The 16,556-nt window shown below is 41.0% G+C and carries 22 protein-coding genes; 5 read left to right on the top strand and 17 right to left on the bottom strand.

Annotation, left to right across the window (positions count from 1 at the left end; translation table 11 throughout):
- Positions 1 to 21 precede the first annotated feature (21 nt).
- From C7H79_RS14965 to traJ, 6 genes are all read right to left on the bottom strand, one after another.
- Positions 22 to 363 carry a type II toxin-antitoxin system PemK/MazF family toxin gene (locus C7H79_RS14965; protein WP_106708096.1) on the bottom strand — a complete coding sequence of 114 codons (342 nt, stop codon included), beginning with the start codon at positions 361 to 363 and terminating at the stop codon, positions 22 to 24.
- Entirely contained in the window at positions 356 to 586 is a 231-nt protein-coding gene (gene mazE / locus C7H79_RS14960) for a type II toxin-antitoxin system MazE family antitoxin (protein WP_106708095.1), read from the bottom strand. The genes C7H79_RS14965 and mazE overlap by 8 nt, the downstream gene beginning before the upstream one ends.
- Positions 587 to 693: 107 nt before the next feature.
- Positions 694 to 1,104, bottom strand: a complete 411-nt coding sequence (locus C7H79_RS14955; protein ID WP_106708094.1) for a S26 family signal peptidase — start codon at positions 1,102 to 1,104, stop codon at positions 694 to 696.
- Complete coding sequence (locus C7H79_RS14950) at positions 1,101 to 2,981, bottom strand: type IV secretory system conjugative DNA transfer family protein (RefSeq protein WP_106708093.1); 1,881 nt, start codon at positions 2,979 to 2,981, stop codon at positions 1,101 to 1,103. Before C7H79_RS14950 ends, C7H79_RS14955 begins: the two co-directional genes overlap by 4 nt.
- Positions 2,978 to 4,585 carry a TraI/MobA(P) family conjugative relaxase gene (traI, locus tag C7H79_RS14945; protein ID WP_106708092.1) on the bottom strand — a complete coding sequence of 536 codons (1,608 nt, stop codon included), beginning with the start codon at positions 4,583 to 4,585 and terminating at the stop codon, positions 2,978 to 2,980. The genes C7H79_RS14950 and traI overlap by 4 nt, the downstream gene beginning before the upstream one ends.
- Before the next feature lie 30 nt (positions 4,586 to 4,615).
- Positions 4,616 to 5,095 carry a conjugal transfer transcriptional regulator TraJ gene (traJ, locus tag C7H79_RS14940; RefSeq protein WP_197714651.1) on the bottom strand — a complete coding sequence of 160 codons (480 nt, stop codon included), beginning with the start codon at positions 5,093 to 5,095 and terminating at the stop codon, positions 4,616 to 4,618.
- A 313-nt stretch (positions 5,096 to 5,408) separates the two neighbouring features.
- On the opposite strand from traJ, the gene C7H79_RS14935 reads away from it, so the two are divergent.
- The 4 genes from C7H79_RS14935 to tnpC all read left to right on the top strand — a co-directional run bounded on the left by C7H79_RS14935 (position 5,409) and on the right by tnpC (position 10,276).
- On the top strand, positions 5,409 to 5,846 hold the full coding sequence (locus C7H79_RS14935) for a TraK family protein (protein WP_172592462.1): 438 nt from the start codon (positions 5,409 to 5,411) through the stop codon (positions 5,844 to 5,846).
- A 221-nt stretch (positions 5,847 to 6,067) separates the two neighbouring features.
- Positions 6,068 to 6,799, top strand: a complete 732-nt coding sequence (locus tag C7H79_RS14930; RefSeq protein WP_106708090.1) for a nucleotide-binding protein — start codon at positions 6,068 to 6,070, stop codon at positions 6,797 to 6,799.
- Complete coding sequence (traM, locus tag C7H79_RS14925; protein WP_106708089.1) at positions 6,796 to 7,245, top strand: conjugal transfer transcriptional regulator TraM; 450 nt, start codon at positions 6,796 to 6,798, stop codon at positions 7,243 to 7,245. Before C7H79_RS14930 ends, traM begins: the two co-directional genes overlap by 4 nt.
- Before the next feature lie 286 nt (positions 7,246 to 7,531).
- On the top strand, positions 7,532 to 10,276 hold the full coding sequence (tnpC, locus tag C7H79_RS14920) for an IS66 family transposase (RefSeq protein ID WP_172592461.1): 2,745 nt from the start codon (positions 7,532 to 7,534) through the stop codon (positions 10,274 to 10,276).
- A gap of 144 nt (positions 10,277 to 10,420) precedes the next feature.
- Here the strand turns inward: tnpC and C7H79_RS14915 are convergent, their stop codons facing one another.
- From C7H79_RS14915 to C7H79_RS14880, 9 genes are all read right to left on the bottom strand, one after another.
- On the bottom strand, positions 10,421 to 10,849 hold the full coding sequence (locus C7H79_RS14915) for a PIN domain-containing protein (RefSeq protein ID WP_106708087.1): 429 nt from the start codon (positions 10,847 to 10,849) through the stop codon (positions 10,421 to 10,423).
- Positions 10,839 to 11,102: a type II toxin-antitoxin system Phd/YefM family antitoxin gene (locus C7H79_RS14910; protein ID WP_106708086.1), complete on the bottom strand. Its 264-nt coding sequence runs from the start codon at positions 11,100 to 11,102 to the stop codon at positions 10,839 to 10,841. Before C7H79_RS14910 ends, C7H79_RS14915 begins: the two co-directional genes overlap by 11 nt.
- A gap of 359 nt (positions 11,103 to 11,461) precedes the next feature.
- On the bottom strand, positions 11,462 to 11,926 hold the full coding sequence (locus C7H79_RS14905) for a VOC family protein (RefSeq protein ID WP_106708085.1): 465 nt from the start codon (positions 11,924 to 11,926) through the stop codon (positions 11,462 to 11,464).
- 289 nt (positions 11,927 to 12,215) lie between these two features.
- The gene (locus C7H79_RS19695) at positions 12,216 to 12,371 is read right to left on the bottom strand and encodes a helix-turn-helix domain-containing protein (RefSeq protein ID WP_445164654.1); all 156 of its coding nucleotides are present in this window, start codon (positions 12,369 to 12,371) and stop codon (positions 12,216 to 12,218) included.
- A gap of 8 nt (positions 12,372 to 12,379) precedes the next feature.
- On the bottom strand, positions 12,380 to 12,772 hold the full coding sequence (locus C7H79_RS14900) for a recombinase family protein (RefSeq protein ID WP_445164653.1): 393 nt from the start codon (positions 12,770 to 12,772) through the stop codon (positions 12,380 to 12,382).
- A gap of 524 nt (positions 12,773 to 13,296) precedes the next feature.
- Entirely contained in the window at positions 13,297 to 13,584 is a 288-nt protein-coding gene (locus tag C7H79_RS14895) for an HU family DNA-binding protein (RefSeq protein WP_106708084.1), read from the bottom strand.
- A 419-nt stretch (positions 13,585 to 14,003) separates the two neighbouring features.
- Positions 14,004 to 14,753 carry a class I SAM-dependent methyltransferase gene (locus C7H79_RS14890; RefSeq protein ID WP_106708083.1) on the bottom strand — a complete coding sequence of 250 codons (750 nt, stop codon included), beginning with the start codon at positions 14,751 to 14,753 and terminating at the stop codon, positions 14,004 to 14,006.
- A gap of 373 nt (positions 14,754 to 15,126) precedes the next feature.
- Positions 15,127 to 15,369, bottom strand: coding sequence for a type II toxin-antitoxin system RelE/ParE family toxin (locus C7H79_RS14885; protein WP_106708081.1), 243 nt, complete (start codon positions 15,367 to 15,369; stop codon positions 15,127 to 15,129).
- Positions 15,366 to 15,614 carry a type II toxin-antitoxin system ParD family antitoxin gene (locus C7H79_RS14880; protein ID WP_106708079.1) on the bottom strand — a complete coding sequence of 83 codons (249 nt, stop codon included), beginning with the start codon at positions 15,612 to 15,614 and terminating at the stop codon, positions 15,366 to 15,368. Before C7H79_RS14880 ends, C7H79_RS14885 begins: the two co-directional genes overlap by 4 nt.
- A 111-nt stretch (positions 15,615 to 15,725) precedes the next feature.
- Between C7H79_RS14880 and C7H79_RS18070 the strand changes: the two genes are divergently transcribed.
- Positions 15,726 to 15,896, top strand: a complete 171-nt coding sequence (locus C7H79_RS18070) for a hypothetical protein (protein WP_172592460.1) — start codon at positions 15,726 to 15,728, stop codon at positions 15,894 to 15,896.
- A 57-nt stretch (positions 15,897 to 15,953) separates the two neighbouring features.
- Here the strand turns inward: C7H79_RS18070 and C7H79_RS14875 are convergent, their stop codons facing one another.
- On the bottom strand, positions 15,954 to 16,220 hold the full coding sequence (locus C7H79_RS14875) for a hypothetical protein (protein ID WP_106708077.1): 267 nt from the start codon (positions 16,218 to 16,220) through the stop codon (positions 15,954 to 15,956).
- A gap of 81 nt (positions 16,221 to 16,301) precedes the next feature.
- Positions 16,302 to 16,556, bottom strand: a 255-nt coding sequence (locus tag C7H79_RS18065; RefSeq protein WP_172592459.1) for a hypothetical protein, incomplete at its 5' end; no start/stop codon positions are given.

The raw sequence follows: 16,556 nt of genomic DNA, 5'->3' as shown, positions 1-16,556 counted from the left end.
TTCTGTAAATATTAAGAATAACTATAAATCAAATATTATTGCTAAAGCTTGTTTGATCAATTGTAGATATTCTTTCTCAAGCTTGCCTTGCTTTTTGCTAATTCGAGAGATATCAATCGCACGTAATTGCTTGAGATTAATATGCCGATCTTTATCTAGCCCATTATTACTGCTTGGCACCAGATTTACGGCAAATGGCCAAGGTTTATGGTTGGGTAGCATCGGTGCCACAATCACAGTTCTTGATTGGATATTCACAAAGTCGCCTTGAACAATTATGCACGGTCTTAGCTTTTTAGTTTCAGCTCCCTTGGTTGGCTCCAGATCAACCCAATAAATATCCAGTTGCTTAAACTCAGCCATTTGAGAGGCCATCGGGCAAGGTTATATCCCATTCTTTTAATTCTTTCTGGTAGTCAGAGTCCTGCGCTTCTTCCTGATTTGCCTTGAGCAAAGCTTGCTTCAGATAATTTTTGTGTTCCTGTTTTAAAAGCTCGTTGATATAAGCACTACGATTATCACCGGCAATATTATTCAGAAATGCAAAGCTTTCATCATCAAGTGTAATGGTCGTTCGATGTGTCATAGTACACTCACACTATTATAAATAAACTCTATCATACTATATAGTATGATACTCCATTTAATATTTTGACTAACGGCCAGATTATGCAATTGTGCATGCTGAGAAATCTAATTACCCCAAGTAAAAACCGGCTCAACAACATGCTGAATCTGCGCATGTGCAATCAACCCAAAATACCGTGCATCAAAAGAATTCGGATTGACATCGGACATCAGCAGATATTCAGAATCATTCAACACCTTCTCTTTTAAACGATATTGCGGCATTTCATGACCATCCCCATCCGTGCTGATGATGTTTCGCATCATAGCCATCTCAAAAACTTCATCCTGCGGAGGACAAAAGGAAACATACACGCCGCGTTCTACCGGTTCATCGATGATCTTGTAAAAACCCACGGGTAAGCTCGGTGTATTATTGTAGTAAATACCGCTGACACGAAAAACAATGCTCAACAGGAATATGCCAATGCTGCCAGACAAAACACTGCCAGCCAGGATACGGAGTCCTTTTTTCATGATTGTTTGACGATTTTGTCACTATAAAGAGGCACAGCAATCGCCGCCCGCGCCGCAAACACAGGATCCTGGAAATACAACGGCTGCTTGCCGTATATGGCCGGATAACCCGCCACATAAATGATCATGTCACCCGCCTGGGTAATCCTGCCGTTTTCATCTTTTTCCGGGCCAGTCATGCGTAAACATTCATCCGGTGTGAGTAAAGGACGCTGGATTTCCTGCATGGTTCGAGTCACATTGCCATGCATCATCCCTATCCGTCTCCCGCTGGTCGTAATCTGCTCTTTGATGACAGTGGTTTGCCCGGTCAGTTTGGATAAATGTTCGGCTGTTTCAATTCGGTTCGGCGGAAAAGCATTCTGGATATGGCAATTGGAACTGATCGCTTCATCGTGGCCGTATCCGGTTTCACGACTTTTAAGCTGATTGATGTCCTGGCAGACCAAATAAGCTTTAATACCGTAACCGGCAATATACGCCAGGGATTCCTGAAAGATTTCCAACTTTCCAAGACTGGGAAACTCATCCAGCATCAACAACAGCCGGTGCTTATAATGCGCGACCGGCTGCCCATTCTCAAATTCCAGCCGATCTGCCAGTTTGCGCACAATCATGTTCGCCATGATCCGCACCAAAGGCCGCAACCGTGTCTTATCATTGGGCTGCGTCACAATGTATAAACTCACCGGACTTGCATGGTGCATCAAATCACGGATTAAAAAATCAGAACGGCTGATATTTTTGGCAACCAGCGGATCGCGGTATAGGGTTAAATATGATTTGGCGCTCGATAATACCGACCCGGCTTCTTCAGTCGGTCGATCCAGCATATCGCGTGCCGTGGAGCCAACAACTGGGTGGTTTTGTCCATTGATATGAGGATAGGTGGCCATTTCCATCCATAACTCACCAATATCGCGCTCAGGATCGGAAAGTATGGCATCAACATAAGGTAATGAGGCCGCAGTACCGTCATATATTGATTTATACAAAACATGCAGGATCACACCCACCAGTAATGCCTGACTGGTTTTCTGCCAATGATCATTTAATCCCCGGCCATCCGGATCAACCATTAAGGTCGCAAGATTCTGTACGTCACCTACTTCGAAGCCTTCATGCATGCGGACTTCATCCAATGGATTCCAACAAGCGCTCCCTTTGGGTGATGCAGGATCAAAGCGAATCACTTTATTTCCAGCATGCTGTTGTCTCCAACCGGCTGTGACCGACCAAAGCTCACCCTTAAGATCGGTAATAACTGCACTCTGTCCCCATGAAAGCAGCGTTGGAATCACCAGGCCGACACCCTTGCCAGAGCGGGTCGGTGCATAGCATAGAACATGTTCCGCTCCATTATGTTTCAGATAGTGCGTGACTCCCCGATCATCCTGCCAAGCACCGACATAAACAAAATCATTCTGTGGAGATTTCTTAGCAAATAGCTTCTTAAAAAACGAGTTTCTCTTCGGCAACAATCGGGCAGCCTGGATATCGCCCCGGTTCGCCCAACGCGCTGAACCATGTAAGCTACTGTTCGGCCGCGCCGAATTATCTATCACCATCCTGACAACCAGTGTCAGAAGCAGCCCAACACCCGAAACCAGCACACCCATGCTCATCGACTGATCAAAGATGTCCGGATACTTGAAATACCATTGATCCGCCCATTCAATAATCGACCACGGCGCATAAATATGATTAAAATGCGCACCCAGCTGTGGTTGATACTGGAATCGGTAGGCAAAAAACTGCGTTGCAGCCTGTACCCCACCGAGCATGAAGAAAACTGCCATCATCTGAACCATCCGGTTGTTCCCCTGAGCCGCCCTTCTTGCCATAGGACCGCCTGCATTCTGGTTTGAAGTATTCATCGTGACCGCCCTTTCCCCTTTCCTTTACCTTTATGCGTTGATCGGATACTTGTTAAAGGAACATGCGGTTTTACCGAATGATGGATCGAATGATCTTGTGCTTCAAACGTTACATCCAGCTTGGCATCCATCGCAACCTGAACCACTTTTTTACGGAAAGATTCCGACCCATTGATTGTCAGTTGGTTACCGTACTGCTCCATGGCCGCCTGTAATATGCCCACTATTTTGTCCTTGGCTGCACCGGCCCTAATCACCAAGCCATTGCCCCCATCCCGAATCGCTGTGGATCCAATCGTGCATATAATCGTGCCCGTTCGGGTAATTGTCTCAATGACATCTGCCTTCGCTGAGTCCGCATGCTTTTGTACCCCAGTTATCTGGTTTTCCGCCGCCCTACCCTCTTTTCTGGCGCGTAATATCTCCAAAGCTTCCTGGTTTCCCAGCCGGGATTCCTTCACCAGCCAGCTTAGCCAGTCCATTCTTCTATTTTTAGCCTTGGAATCTTGATAAGCAGCGGCATACTCTTTTTTAATCGCTTCAATACGCAGCTTTAATTCCTGATTAACTGACGCATGCATTATTTTTTTGGATATTCGGCCGGCAGTCACATTTTTGATCAGCAAACGTTTTAACTTGGCTTTGTGTTGGGCTGATTCTATCGCTTGATGCTTTTTATCCCGCAATAGCTTCCATTGCTGCGCACCGAAGATTGCCGCTTCATTTTGTTCTTTCTTGTATTGCGCATAAAGGCGGGCGGTATCATGCTTGTTACGCAGCGGCTTAGGCTCATAGTGCTTTGATGAGGGTTTGTTTGTTCCGTTTATGCTGGGTGTGCCATCAAGCCCGACATAATCTCCGAGTTTTTTAACCAGAGTGGCTTTCGATAAGCTTCGATCAACAGAGCTGGCTTTAACCCCAATCCCATTACCGGAAACAAATACAAATCCATTTCCCCGCTCACGCAATTCCAGCCCATGATCGGTTAATACCTGGTGCAATTCACTCCAGCTTACAGCAGATTGAATCTGTTCCAGGCATTCCTGCTGCATCCAGCCGATCAGACTTTCCACCCCAGCCTTGAATTCAATATTGGAGGATCGGCCCTGCGCACCGCGTTTTTTGGTTTCGTGATTGTCGGGGGTCAATCCATAATCCTGTTCGAGCTTTTCACACAGTTCAGCAATCATTGAATAGTCATAATGCGGGTTATGAATGGTAAGCCTTTCAGGGTGGATTTTATTGATCGCAATATGGATATGCAGATGGTCGGTGTCATGATGCACCACACTGAGTCGTTGGTGTTCACCAAACCCGAGACCTTCACAGAGTTGATCCTCTATCTTTTGTAAAATACCTTCGGATAGCTCATCATCGCGGAAACTGACAACCAAATGATAGGTTTTGTCGGAACTCGCGCGCCGGTTCATCTGCTGGGTATTCAATACTTCCGCAATCACGCAGTCCGGACGATCTGAATAACAATTAACCGCCCGCACCATCCCGATGCGCTCAGTCTTGTTTTGTGGATCAACAATGTAATTCACCAGTCCGGCAAAGTTGCTTTTGCGCAGTGAATTAATCGGAATGTGTTTGGCGATCATGGTTTTTATTTAATCTATATCGCAAAGTGGTTACTTTTTGGAGTGGATGACTTTCATCATAACTTCTGTCATCTGCGTGCGTGTTTCTTCGATATCTTTTAACAGGCCATTAATCGTTTTCTTGTCAAAGTGCGCAGATCGCCGATCATCGCTTAACCATAACTTTATTAACCCCCCTAGCCTGCCCAAATCACCGTTGATCTTTGCTAGCTCATTGACCTTTTGGTTATCGACGATGCTGGTGGGCTCATAGCCCAATCCTAACTTTCTTAAATACTCTGAAGTGCTCAGGCCACATTTCTCGGCTTGGTCTTTGATGATTTCACCCTCCTCCGCCTCTACCGGAACCCTTAGGTGGAGTTTGTATTTTCTTTTTGTTTTCGGTTTGGGTTCTGTTTTTGTTTTTGTTTCTTCCATTGGGTTTTGTCTCGACTTTTGCTTATGCGCTTGCTTTTGCTGCTGCTGCTCTTTTCTGCCCTTGCCTCGCAGAGCAGGATTATCGTTGAGCACATCGTGCGAATAAGAGTTTTGTGATGTTGGATGACAGATTTATCTGTTAGCTAACATCACATATCCTGCCCTGTTATATAGTAATTGTTCTTCAATCAGTGTATCATCAACGTATGTGCCTATTCAATCATTTATTAACACCATAACCAATAATCAATGGTTATTGATGTATAATTGTCTTAATCGTTTATAATTGGTAATAAGTTATTTGCATTAATTTATTTATTATTCTTTATACTCTATTGATCTTATTAAAGCGTTGTATCCTGATCAATGATTAGTTATATTCTTTAGCACAATGGAAAAGAATATCTTGGAAAGGCTTGCCGAGAAGACGGCAAAAAGCGGCTCCCTTCATGCCAAACGAAACCTTGCTGTCTTCCTGGTGCTGCGTGATCAAATTAACCTGGCCATTAATAGTGGATGGTCAGTTAAGGATATTTGGGAGCTATTACACGATGAAGGAAAGATGGTAATCAGCTATCAGGTGTTTTTACGGTTAGTTAAAAAACACACGGATTACAAATCGCATAAAAGAAGTACCAAAAAAAGCGAACTAAAAAATGAAGTAGAAGAACAACAAAATAATCGTTCAGACGAGACCCATAAGGAAATGCTTAGTGAGAATAAGAAAGATTTAGAACCCGCACAAGAAAATACAGATTCTACTAAGTCCCCTAAATATCCTGACACTGGAAATCCCAAAGGATTTGAATGGAGTGCTGACTATAACGTTGACGATATAATTTGATAGATACGGTAAAAACAAAAAAAGTGATGTTGTGTTATCAAACTTTTTTGAGTTTTGTTAACCGATATAAATCAAGAAATACTCATCATTCAAACCAAAATAAGCGGCAAGAACCAAAGTTACCGCATCAATATGATCGTTCCCGCAGTACCCATAAAGATTTACCACGTGATCTAAAAGCTGCACTATAAATTCAACATATCTTAGAAGGGGTTATGCAAATGGCTAAAGTACACATGATATTGCAGGGCAAAGGCGGTGTGGGTAAATCTCTCATTGCATCCATACTGGCACAACATTGTTACGCCAAGAAAAAAGATATTCTCTGTATCGATACCGATCCGGTAAATGCCACTTTTTATGGGTTTAAGAAATTGAATGTTACGCGACTGGATTTAATGGACGGTGATAATGTCGATCCACGTAAATTTGATCATCTGGTTGAGTTAATCGCCAAAAGCAAGTCGGACGTGATCATCGATAATGGCGCCAGCACATTTGTGGGTTTATCGCATTATTTGATCAGCAATCAGGTTTCTACAATGCTTCGGGAAATGGGGCATGAGTTGGTTATCCATACCGTGATTACAGGGGGTCAATCATTGGCGGATACCGTCAATGGATTCAGTAAAATTATTCAACAATTTCCCACTGATGTTTCATTTATTGTCTGGCTTAACCAGTTCTGGGGAAAGATTGAAATGAATGGCAAGAAATTTGAGGCTATGAAAGCTTATATTGATAATAAAAGCCGCATATCGGCCATAGTGACTATCCCGGAATATAAGCTTGAAACTTTCGGTCGTGATTTAAGGGAAATGTTACAGGACAAACTGACTTTTGATGAGGCGATAGCAAAACCAGAACTTTTAATCATGGTTCGCCAGCGGCTTAAAATAATTAAAGACGATCTATTTAAGCAATTAGAGGGTGTATCACAAGTGTTGGCATGAGTGCACGAGAGCCAAAAATGGATGAAGCCATTCAACAGATTACATCCATTCATGGGATTGTCCTATCCAAAGATGATCCGGTCATGATATTGCATACCTTGAATGAGCGCCTGATTCAAGATAGCACGACTGCACAGCAGGATTTACTGGATAATTTCAAGGGAGAGATTGAGCTGATCGTTTCTGAATTATCCATGGCAGCTAAAAATCATTCGGATCGCGTTCTTAATTCAACCATAGAAACCAGCAAAACAGAAATTGCGCGCGTAATGGAAGAACAGTCCAATATCATCATTGAGCGCTGGAAAGCCGATTTGAATGCCGGATTTCATGAAGCATCCAAAACAATGGCAACATCAAGACAAACCGCAATATTGAATATTATTGCCTCATTCATCACGTCAATTTCTGCTGTCATTATTCTTTACGTGTTTTTAACTATGTAAAATATGGGCTTAGGGAGCAATGGAACGGGAAACCCGATTAAGGAGTTAGGGCCGCAGTGGAAAAGTACTTAAAGGGTATAGCTCACACGTAATCTGGCCCCGCGCCAAATTACGCTTGATACAAGCTGACAGTCGGTAGTAGGCCAAAAGCGGACGCTTAGTTGATGTAGATAAGCTTAGAATATATTCACTTTTTATCTATCTGAAAAAACGAGAAGTTGTTGCAAATAAATAAAATAATGATTTAAAAAATCTCACCCAGTTCATCAACTCGATGGTGATGACAATGAAAAGCAATAATTTACAAATCTCAGAAAATGCAATACGTGCGTACAACTTGTGCACTCGAAAATCCTACTTGTTAATATTTTCATCTGTCTTGAGTGCGCCAAATGACTACGAAAAGATGCAAAATTCATTAAAGAATATTACCCGCCAGAATTATCTCCATTCAATCTCCAATCATTTAATCATCGAATCATTTTCCTCCTTTGCACTTACGGAAGGTATTGACATATACACCAACGTTACTTTATCTGACAAATCATTTTCCATGAAAAACGTCAATTTAATCAAGGTACCCGACGACTTGTGTCTAGATAAATCGCGCTATGAGCCAATAATATTTTCAAGTTTTAATAAAATTAAACCAGAGGATAAAGCCGAACTTTCATTCATCGGATATATACTTTCAAAGTGCTTGGGTTACTTGCCAGACAATGGACATGTCATTCTTATTGATGGCAGAACCATAGCACTCAAATTATTTATTAATTTACAAAAATACTTACCCATCATAGATACTCTTCAAGGATGGTTGACACAAAACAGCGATTCACCCCCCGTCACTTTAAATAAACATTGCCCTTATTGCGAGTTCCAACATGCGTGTAAAAAGACTGCGTTACAAGAAGATAATCTTTCTCTTCTTGGTGGTATCTCAAAAAAACAAATACTGAAATTCGAAAAAAAAGGTATTTTCACTATTAAGCAACTTTCCTTTCTTTACCGTCCCCGCAAGAGATGGCGACGTTCACGTTTGGAACGCGTTGTTCATAAATATGAGCTTCAAGCGCTCGCATTACGAACTGGCAACATTTACATTCAAGACAAGCTGGTTGAAATTCCAAAACATGACGTTGAAATATTCATCGATTTTGAATGCTTGCCGGATGAAAGCTTTTTCTATTTATTTGGACTAGTCGTCTGCCAGGCAGGAAAACAAGATAATTTTCAATTTTGGGCGACTTCAAAAAAAAACGAAGAAGCAGCATGGAAAGATTTTGTCTCTATCATCGCGCAATATGGTAATTCTCCATTGTTTCATTATGGCAGTTTTGAAAACAAAGCAATTTTAACCCTTGGAAAAAGATATGAAACTCCAACCAAAACAATTGTTGAAAGACTCTTTAACATCAACACTTGCATTTATGGGAAATTATACTTCCCTGTTTATTCGAATTGTTTAAAAGACATTTGCAATTATTTAGGTTTGCCTTGGAGTTCACCAAACGCATCAGGTTTGCAATCCATTGTCTGGCGGCACGAATACGATCAAAGCAAAGATGATATCTATCGAAATTTATTACAAACATATAATATTGAAGATTGTTTGAACCTCAAAGGACTAACAGAATATCTTAGGGAAATCTCCGCCGATGCCGCACATTCAGAACAGATTAGGTTTGCAGATAATGAAGGCGGCTCTATGCCGGAATCGGCATCAAATCTTTCAAAACAGCTATCAAATATTCTACTCTCGGCTCACGGAACGTATGAGCAAAAGAAAATTAGGCTTAAAAATAAAGGCAGTGTGATAACAGCTACTGATGACAGTGGCGACAATAAGAAAAAACTACTAATTTCGAAAGGTAGAAAAGACAATAAGATTGTTCATGTCAGACAGGGCCGCATATGCCCAAAGCATCCTGGCCGTAAGTTTAAGCCAACACAAATTGAAACTTCACGAACGATTTTTGATTTAATTTTTACAACAAGAGGAATTAAAAAAAATATTATCCGGTACATCGGCAAGAAAGGAAATTGTACGGCATGCCATCACAAATACGACCCCCCACAAATTCGAAAGCTTGGAGTTGGGAAAATGTATGGGCAGGGCTTTATAGCATGGGTAAGTTATCAAAGATTAGCAATGCGCCTTCCTTTTAACAAAATAGCGCAATTAATTGAGGATAGCTTTGGAGAGTATGTCTCCCAAGGCACTATTGTTGAGCTATTTTTGAACCTTTCCGCCTTCTACTCAGAAACTGAACAGAAGTTGCTTAAACAAATTTTGAAGAATCCATTCATACATATGGATGAGACCACCATTAACATCAGAGGTGCATCGCAATATGTTTGGGTAATCACAGATGGCACGCATGTAATTTTTAAGTTATCCGAGAATAGGGAAGCAACAATAGTTCACGAATTTCTTGGAGGCTATAAAGGTGTACTTTGCTCAGATTTTTACGGAGGTTATGATTCAGTTCCTTGCTTGCAGCAGAAATGTTGGGCACATTTGATTCGTGATCTAAATGAAAATCTCCGCAAATCACCTTTTGATGCTGAATTCGAGAATTTCGTCTGTGCAGTTGGAGCGTTGATCACTCCAATTCTTCAGGCTGTGGAAAAGTACGGATTGAAAATTAGGCATTTACGTAAATTTAGATCAAATGTAGATAGTTTTTATAAGAATTTTATTAATAATAAAACGTACACATCAGATGTTACTCAGACTTTTCAAAAACGATTTCAAAAATATCGAGAAAGACTGTTTGTTTTTCTCGATATAGAAGGCATTCCATGGAACAATAATGCAGCAGAAAGGGCATTAAGACATATAGCAGTTCAAAGAAAGATTTCAGGGTCCTTTGGCAAAGAATCAACACCTCATTATTTGAGGCTCCTAAGCGTTACACAAACCTGTCGATTTCAGAACAAGTCTTTATTGCAATTTTTGTTGTCTGGCGAGAAAGACATTGACAAGTTTAAGGGCAGCAAAGGGTTGGTGGGCTGGCGTATGCACTAATTTGCATATCACTAAAATTTAAATAACATAAGTATCGATCTTCTTATACTGTACTTTTTGGTGCGGCAATATATTCAATTTCAGGTCCAAAAATTTCTTATGAATAGAGTCGGTAGATGCCATGTCATTCCAAGAAATTATCAGTTAAATATCAGCAAGATACAATTCCACGGTGGCAGTTGTCCAGGTAGCAACGCCTGTGCCAAAAAAATCCTTGTCTTCAGTCCATACAGGGCAGTCGAGTAAGAGCGCTGCGGCCACAACAGGCCAATCGTTCACATCGCGTGATGCAATGCGTGATTTTGCCTTACTTTCCACTTCAATTAAGATACCGTCAGAAATAATTTGAACAGTATTCAATATGCCCATATACACTGGACGCCAGACTGATTCACTCAAGTTATGTTTGGTGGCTAGTTCCGTTGTGAGATAAAATTCCGCTTCTGCGGCATTTGCCTCTGCCGTGTAGAAAGCAACTGATTCGCAGTAATGCTCAATCAAATATCTAGCTCGACGACCCAATACAGCACGAATAAGAATATTTGCATCAATGACTAAACGCTTATGTTGCATGTGATCGCTGATCCCGCCACTGTCTAAATTCCTCCAGCAGGTCATCTTCTTGGAGACCCAACCGGACTAATTCATCATCCATGCGCTTCCCTGCTTCCAAAAGTGCCTCACGCTGAGCTTGTCCTGGCCGTTTTGGAACGGGAATAAAGAAGCCGATGGTTTGCCCGTGTCTTGTAACTTCAATGGTTTCATTTGATTCGAGAAACAATGATAACTTCTCGCGCAGTTCTCTTACGCCGATACGATGAGTCATGAAAACCTCCATTTAGTGCACGCAATTGTGTACTCAATTGTAGCAAACAAGTTATCTTTGCACTATTTTTTTATTCGACCCGTTAACAAATTTGGATTTACCATCGTCTGCTTTGGGCCCAGACTGTGTGAAAACTCTGGAAGTATTTCAAGTTAGCAAATTATAGGCATCAAATTGCATTGGTCGTAGTGAGATCGTCGCTTATACGACAATTTGCAAGGTCTAATTTTAAGACCACAAATTGAAGTCGAGTTTTCACACAGTCTGGGTCGATTCCGGTCAACTGACTAAAATACTCGGGAATTATTCTCACGAATTACAGGAATCGGTCATTAGTGGAAGTTCAAGAACTCGACCAGTTAGCAGGCCATTCTCTGCATCGCTTCTTCCATTTCTGCCGGAGAAACATCGCGCACATGTTCTGCAATTGTCCACTCTAATCCAAATGGGTCTGTGAGTGTCCCCATTCGATCACCCCAAAACATATCTTCAATCGTTTTCTTCACTGTCATACCAGCAGTATTTGCTTGGTCAAAGGCCGTTTGCACATCTTCAACATAAACATAAAATGAGACAGGAGAGCCGCCGAGAGATTGGGCCGATTTGGTTTTCTCTCCCCCTTCCGCTTCACAACATGGCGCGCCAATCATTAATTTAGCGCTACCAATTTGCAGTTCAGCATACATTATGGTGCCGTCAGATAATGGCATGCTCATATTAACTTCTGCATTCAGGGCCTGCTTGTAAAATTTAATAGCTGCTGTCGTGTCATCAAACACAATAAATGGTGTTATGGATGTATATCCATCGGGTATTTTATTCATAGAAATCTCCATTAATTCCTTGATTAGAAGTAAGCTTAATTGCCGACTGACTTTGAACGATATTACCGAAAACCAGATCAACTTCGGGTTATTCTGCATAAAGGTACGTAACGCACCATATGAAAATTACTAACTAACTAAATATTAATGAAAAATTGATATTCTTCAACTCGTGAAATCTAGTTCTTTTTTACGCTTAAATTCGGGAGTTTCAAAGAATGCAATATTGGCTATTTTTGCCCATCCCTTCGAAAAGGTAAAAGTAAGAAAGAGATAAAATAAAAATCTTTTAAATAGTGTCATGTTCTTTGAGTATTTTATAGACCGTTGACCGCCCTATTCCCAGGTTTCTAGCAATATCAGTAGCACCAACGCCCTTATTTTTCAAAGCCAATGCTTTTTCTCGATCAACAGTCCGTTTCCGACCAAATTTTACTCCCCTAATTTTAGCTTCTACACGCCCTTCATTAGTTCGCTCAAGTATCTTTGGCGCTCTGCTTGAGCAACAGCCGATAAAATCGTGACAACCATTTTACCCATTGCACCTTCAGTGCTGATGCCATCGTCTAAAAAACGAATGGCAACACCCAGGTTATCGAACTCTTTTATTAAGGAGATCATGTCGGCTGTATCTCGACCCAAACGATCCAGTTTCTTAACCAGAATAACATCACCATGTTCAACTTTAACCCGCAGCAAGCTCAATCCATCGCGATTAACATGACTGCCAGAAGCCTTATCCGCAAAAATACGATTCTTCTCAACCCCTACTTCTCTGAGTGCCTTGATCTGAATATCGAGAGATTGCTGGCTCGTGGATACCCGAGCATAACCAAAGAGTCTCATAAGCTAGAAACTGTCTCCTTAATCGATTAATAGAACAACTGTGCATTAATATAGAAAAAAACGATATAATAGACATTATATTAATGGCTGGTAAGCCTGTTCATTAATTTATAAATTTGTAGACATTACGAAACCTACTTTTTAGATATTGCTACTGGTCTTTTGGGAAGTTGATGTATGTAAATTTTCTAACAACGGAGCGGGAAACCCAGTATTGCCAATACGTAAACCCAACCAGGTTCAACAGTCGCGTTATTTTCACCTTGATTAGCCAGATTCAGCGTTAATAGCAAACCGACGTAGCAACAAAAACAAACTTAGTGTCGCTTCCTGGCCCAATATTAAAGAAGTAGAATTCCCCACCGTGGAATGGGTTGACTGATTCAACAATCCCCGGTTACTTGAACCAATTGGAAATATTCCACGGCAGAACTTGAAATGGCAAATTATCGCCAATTGGAGGAGTTTGCTGATGCATCCTGCATCAAACAAAAAAGTCTCAAGAAATATTAGGGTGATTCAATTTATTTCTCTTTTGCATCCGCAACTGCTTCTGCTAAAACAGTGCCCGGCTTGAATTTAACAACTTTTTTGGCCGGAATGGTTAAGGATTTACCCGTTGCTGGATTGCGCCCTTCCCTACCCGCGCGTTCTGTCACTGAAAAAGTACCAAATCCTACTAACTGGACATTGTCCCCACTTGCCATTTTTGCTTGAATAACTTCGATCAATCCGTTTAGCATGGCTGTTGTCTGCGCTTTACTGGTGTTAGAGCGGGTAGCAACGGCTTCAATCAGTTCAGTTTTGTTCATTGTGATGCTCCTGTTATTAGTTTAAGATATGATTGGCAATATAATAGGGTTTAATGTAATAAATCAATAACTTTTTTGCAGCTTCTGCATTGGTCGCCTAAAAACTTTATTTTTATCAAATTTATATCAGCAAATAATTCCAGTTAACAATGATCCATTAGCAATATTGTGACATTTATACTAACTTATCCCGTGAGATGGCGCTCTAAAACCATTTCTTCGTCTTATACACTAACAATCATAATCTCATTATCTGTTTTAGAAGAAAGCAACTGGAAACTATCGAGAAATCGCCTTAAATTTAGCTGCAAGCTCGCCTGAACTTATATCTAAGTTTATATTCTCTGCATGTAATTAAAACGCTCAATCAAAGCATCGAAATATCGAGCAGCCTTTTGCAAACACTAACTTAAACGATGTTATGTCTTTGTGGCCGCAAACCGTAGTCTGACATAATCAGCAATCCACCCAGCTTTTTCTGTATATAAAGAAGTAATTAGTTTATCTTTAACAGCGATCATAAAAGTATTTTTTTGCTCTGCACTTAAATGACTTGTAATTCCTTCTGCAAATATCTCCAACCATTTTTCTATGCCACTTTTAAGCGGCGTGGGCCTTGGAATAAGTTCTATGTAATTAACTTTAAAACCTTCTTTCTCAAGTAGACATTTGTATTCATCAGCAGAAGGAAAAAACCATGGCATAGTAAATTCGCCAAACTCCTTATTTTCTTCAAAAACATCTTGCATTGCCTTTAGCAAAGCGGCAATATTTCCGTCACCACCGAACTCGGCAACAAACCGACCATTTAACTTTAAAGCAGAATACATATTTTTAATTACTTTCACTGGATGTATTAACCAATGCAATGCGGCATTGCTAAAAATAGCATCGAATTCATTCTGGTAGTTTAAGTCGTGCGCATCGATTACATAAGCTTCAATCCCACGATTTATAGCTGTTTCAACCATACTCATACTGGAATCAACTCCTATCACCGAACAACCTTTTTCTTGAATTTTTAGAGTTAATACTCCATCACCGCAACCTACATCAAGGATTCTTTCTCCTTTCCGGGGTTTCAGCAAACCTATAACATCATTAGCTAAGGCTGGAACGAATGAAGCGTGTTCTTTATATGTTGTTTCGTTCCAATTTTGCTGCGGCATCTATTATTCCCTGTGAGACAAAATCGGACTATATTTAAACCTATTGTATTGAAAATCTGGCGTCAATCTCTTTTAATCTTTGTTCAATATTTGCTTTGTTGGAACCACCCTTATCCATCGCGAACTTTTCCTGATCTCCGTTCCTACGCATCGCTTTTAAAAAAAACCAGCTGGCTGTGGCCATAACAGGTTTTCTCTCATGAAAAATCTACCGTTTGGCTCTGTTCGACTACAGCGCAAAAAACATTTCAAGAAACCTTTATCTATGCTTTGATTTCTCTGTCTGAGAGAATACTATTGTTTATTAATTGAAATGAGAGTCATCAAAATAATTTAGTATGTCCATAACTTGATGAGGCAAGCCGATAATATTCTAATGTCCTTGCTGATTGTATAAAAAAATCAAATGCGCTCCCTGTAAATAGCAATCATAACCATCTTCAATATCAGAACGATGATTGCCTAACTTGGGATTCTGAGCCAGCCATGCAAAACGCTTACCAAGGTCATGCAAGTAGCTGTTTCGCTTATTCCTTTTACACATAAGCAACGTAAAACGCCCAATACTCTTAAAATCTTCATGCGCGCGGGTGGTAATTCGGAAAGCGCGGGTCATTTTTCAGCGTTCAGTTCTCCAATAACGTCCTCAATAGAATAATTATTAACGAATTCTTCACGCTCTGCTTGCGCCGCACCTTCTCTCAAATGGATACGAAGAGCTTCCATTTTACTTTTATGTTCTTCCCTTTTACGTAGTGCATCACGAACAACCTCGCTCGCCGAGCCGTACCGACCGCTTGCTATCTCATTTTTTATGAACGCTTCCCAATGCCCACCCAGACTTAAACTTGTCGTTGCCATTTTATAATTCCCTTGTATTCATAATTGTTATATATAAATATATCAAAATCATTGGAGATATAAAAACTCTTAAATAGCTTACCTCCAATCAAAGTTTCCGAATACGACAAATTGGCCGATGCCGATGACGACAGGATGCTTGGTCGCGGCGAGGCAGATGTGTTTCCTGGCAACGCGGGCGAAGAGAATATGCTGGTGCACGCCCTCGATTTTAAAATTGCGGATGGCAGTAGCGGCAGCGATATTTTTGCAGTGGAAAAACAGCAACTTGGCTGGCTTTAAAGGCAAAATAAAAAAAATAATAAGATCTCCCTAAATGGCAACAAGAGCGACAACACATTAACCGTAAACGCAGTCAATCTGCTTAATCTGCCGGCTTCCAGCAATACGCTGAGGGTGTTTGGCAATAAGGCGCGGCTGTGTCGCAGGCAAAAAATAGGGATTCTCAAACGAGGTGCGGCCATTTTGCTTCTTATTAACTGATTTCTCCCAGCTCGATCCATCCTGCATAATCAACCGCCAGTCCCCATGAAATCTCTGGAAGACCAAAAAACCGGAGCCGCTCTGACCATTCTTGCTCTTAAACCGAATTAATGATAGTTTCAACCACTCCTAAGTTTTGGTGAGCCAGCGCGAACAGGATAATTGCCTTCTAATCAGAAGATACAAAGTTAACACCAGGCGGCTTTATTTGTTTTGTTTGGCATTTGTTTTTGCTATCACAATAAGCTCAGCTTGTAATTTTTTATAATCAGATCGCAAGCGCTCCAGTTCGTTTTCACGATCAGAGAGGCGCGTTTCGAGCGCGATATTCTGTGTGGTGAGTTCTGAAATCTGGGTTGTAACGGCGGAAAGTCGCGTTTCGATTTCTGTAATGATCCTTTGGCTTTGTTCCAATTCCTTTTCCAGACGCGCAATTTCTCCCGCATATTCTGATAATTC

It is taken from the genome of Nitrosomonas supralitoralis, assembly GCF_003011925.2.
Lineage (GTDB): Bacteria > Pseudomonadota > Gammaproteobacteria > Burkholderiales > Nitrosomonadaceae > Nitrosomonas > Nitrosomonas supralitoralis.
The sequence above is the reverse complement of the archived record's forward strand: the minus strand, read 5'-3'. Positions and strand labels throughout refer to the sequence as shown.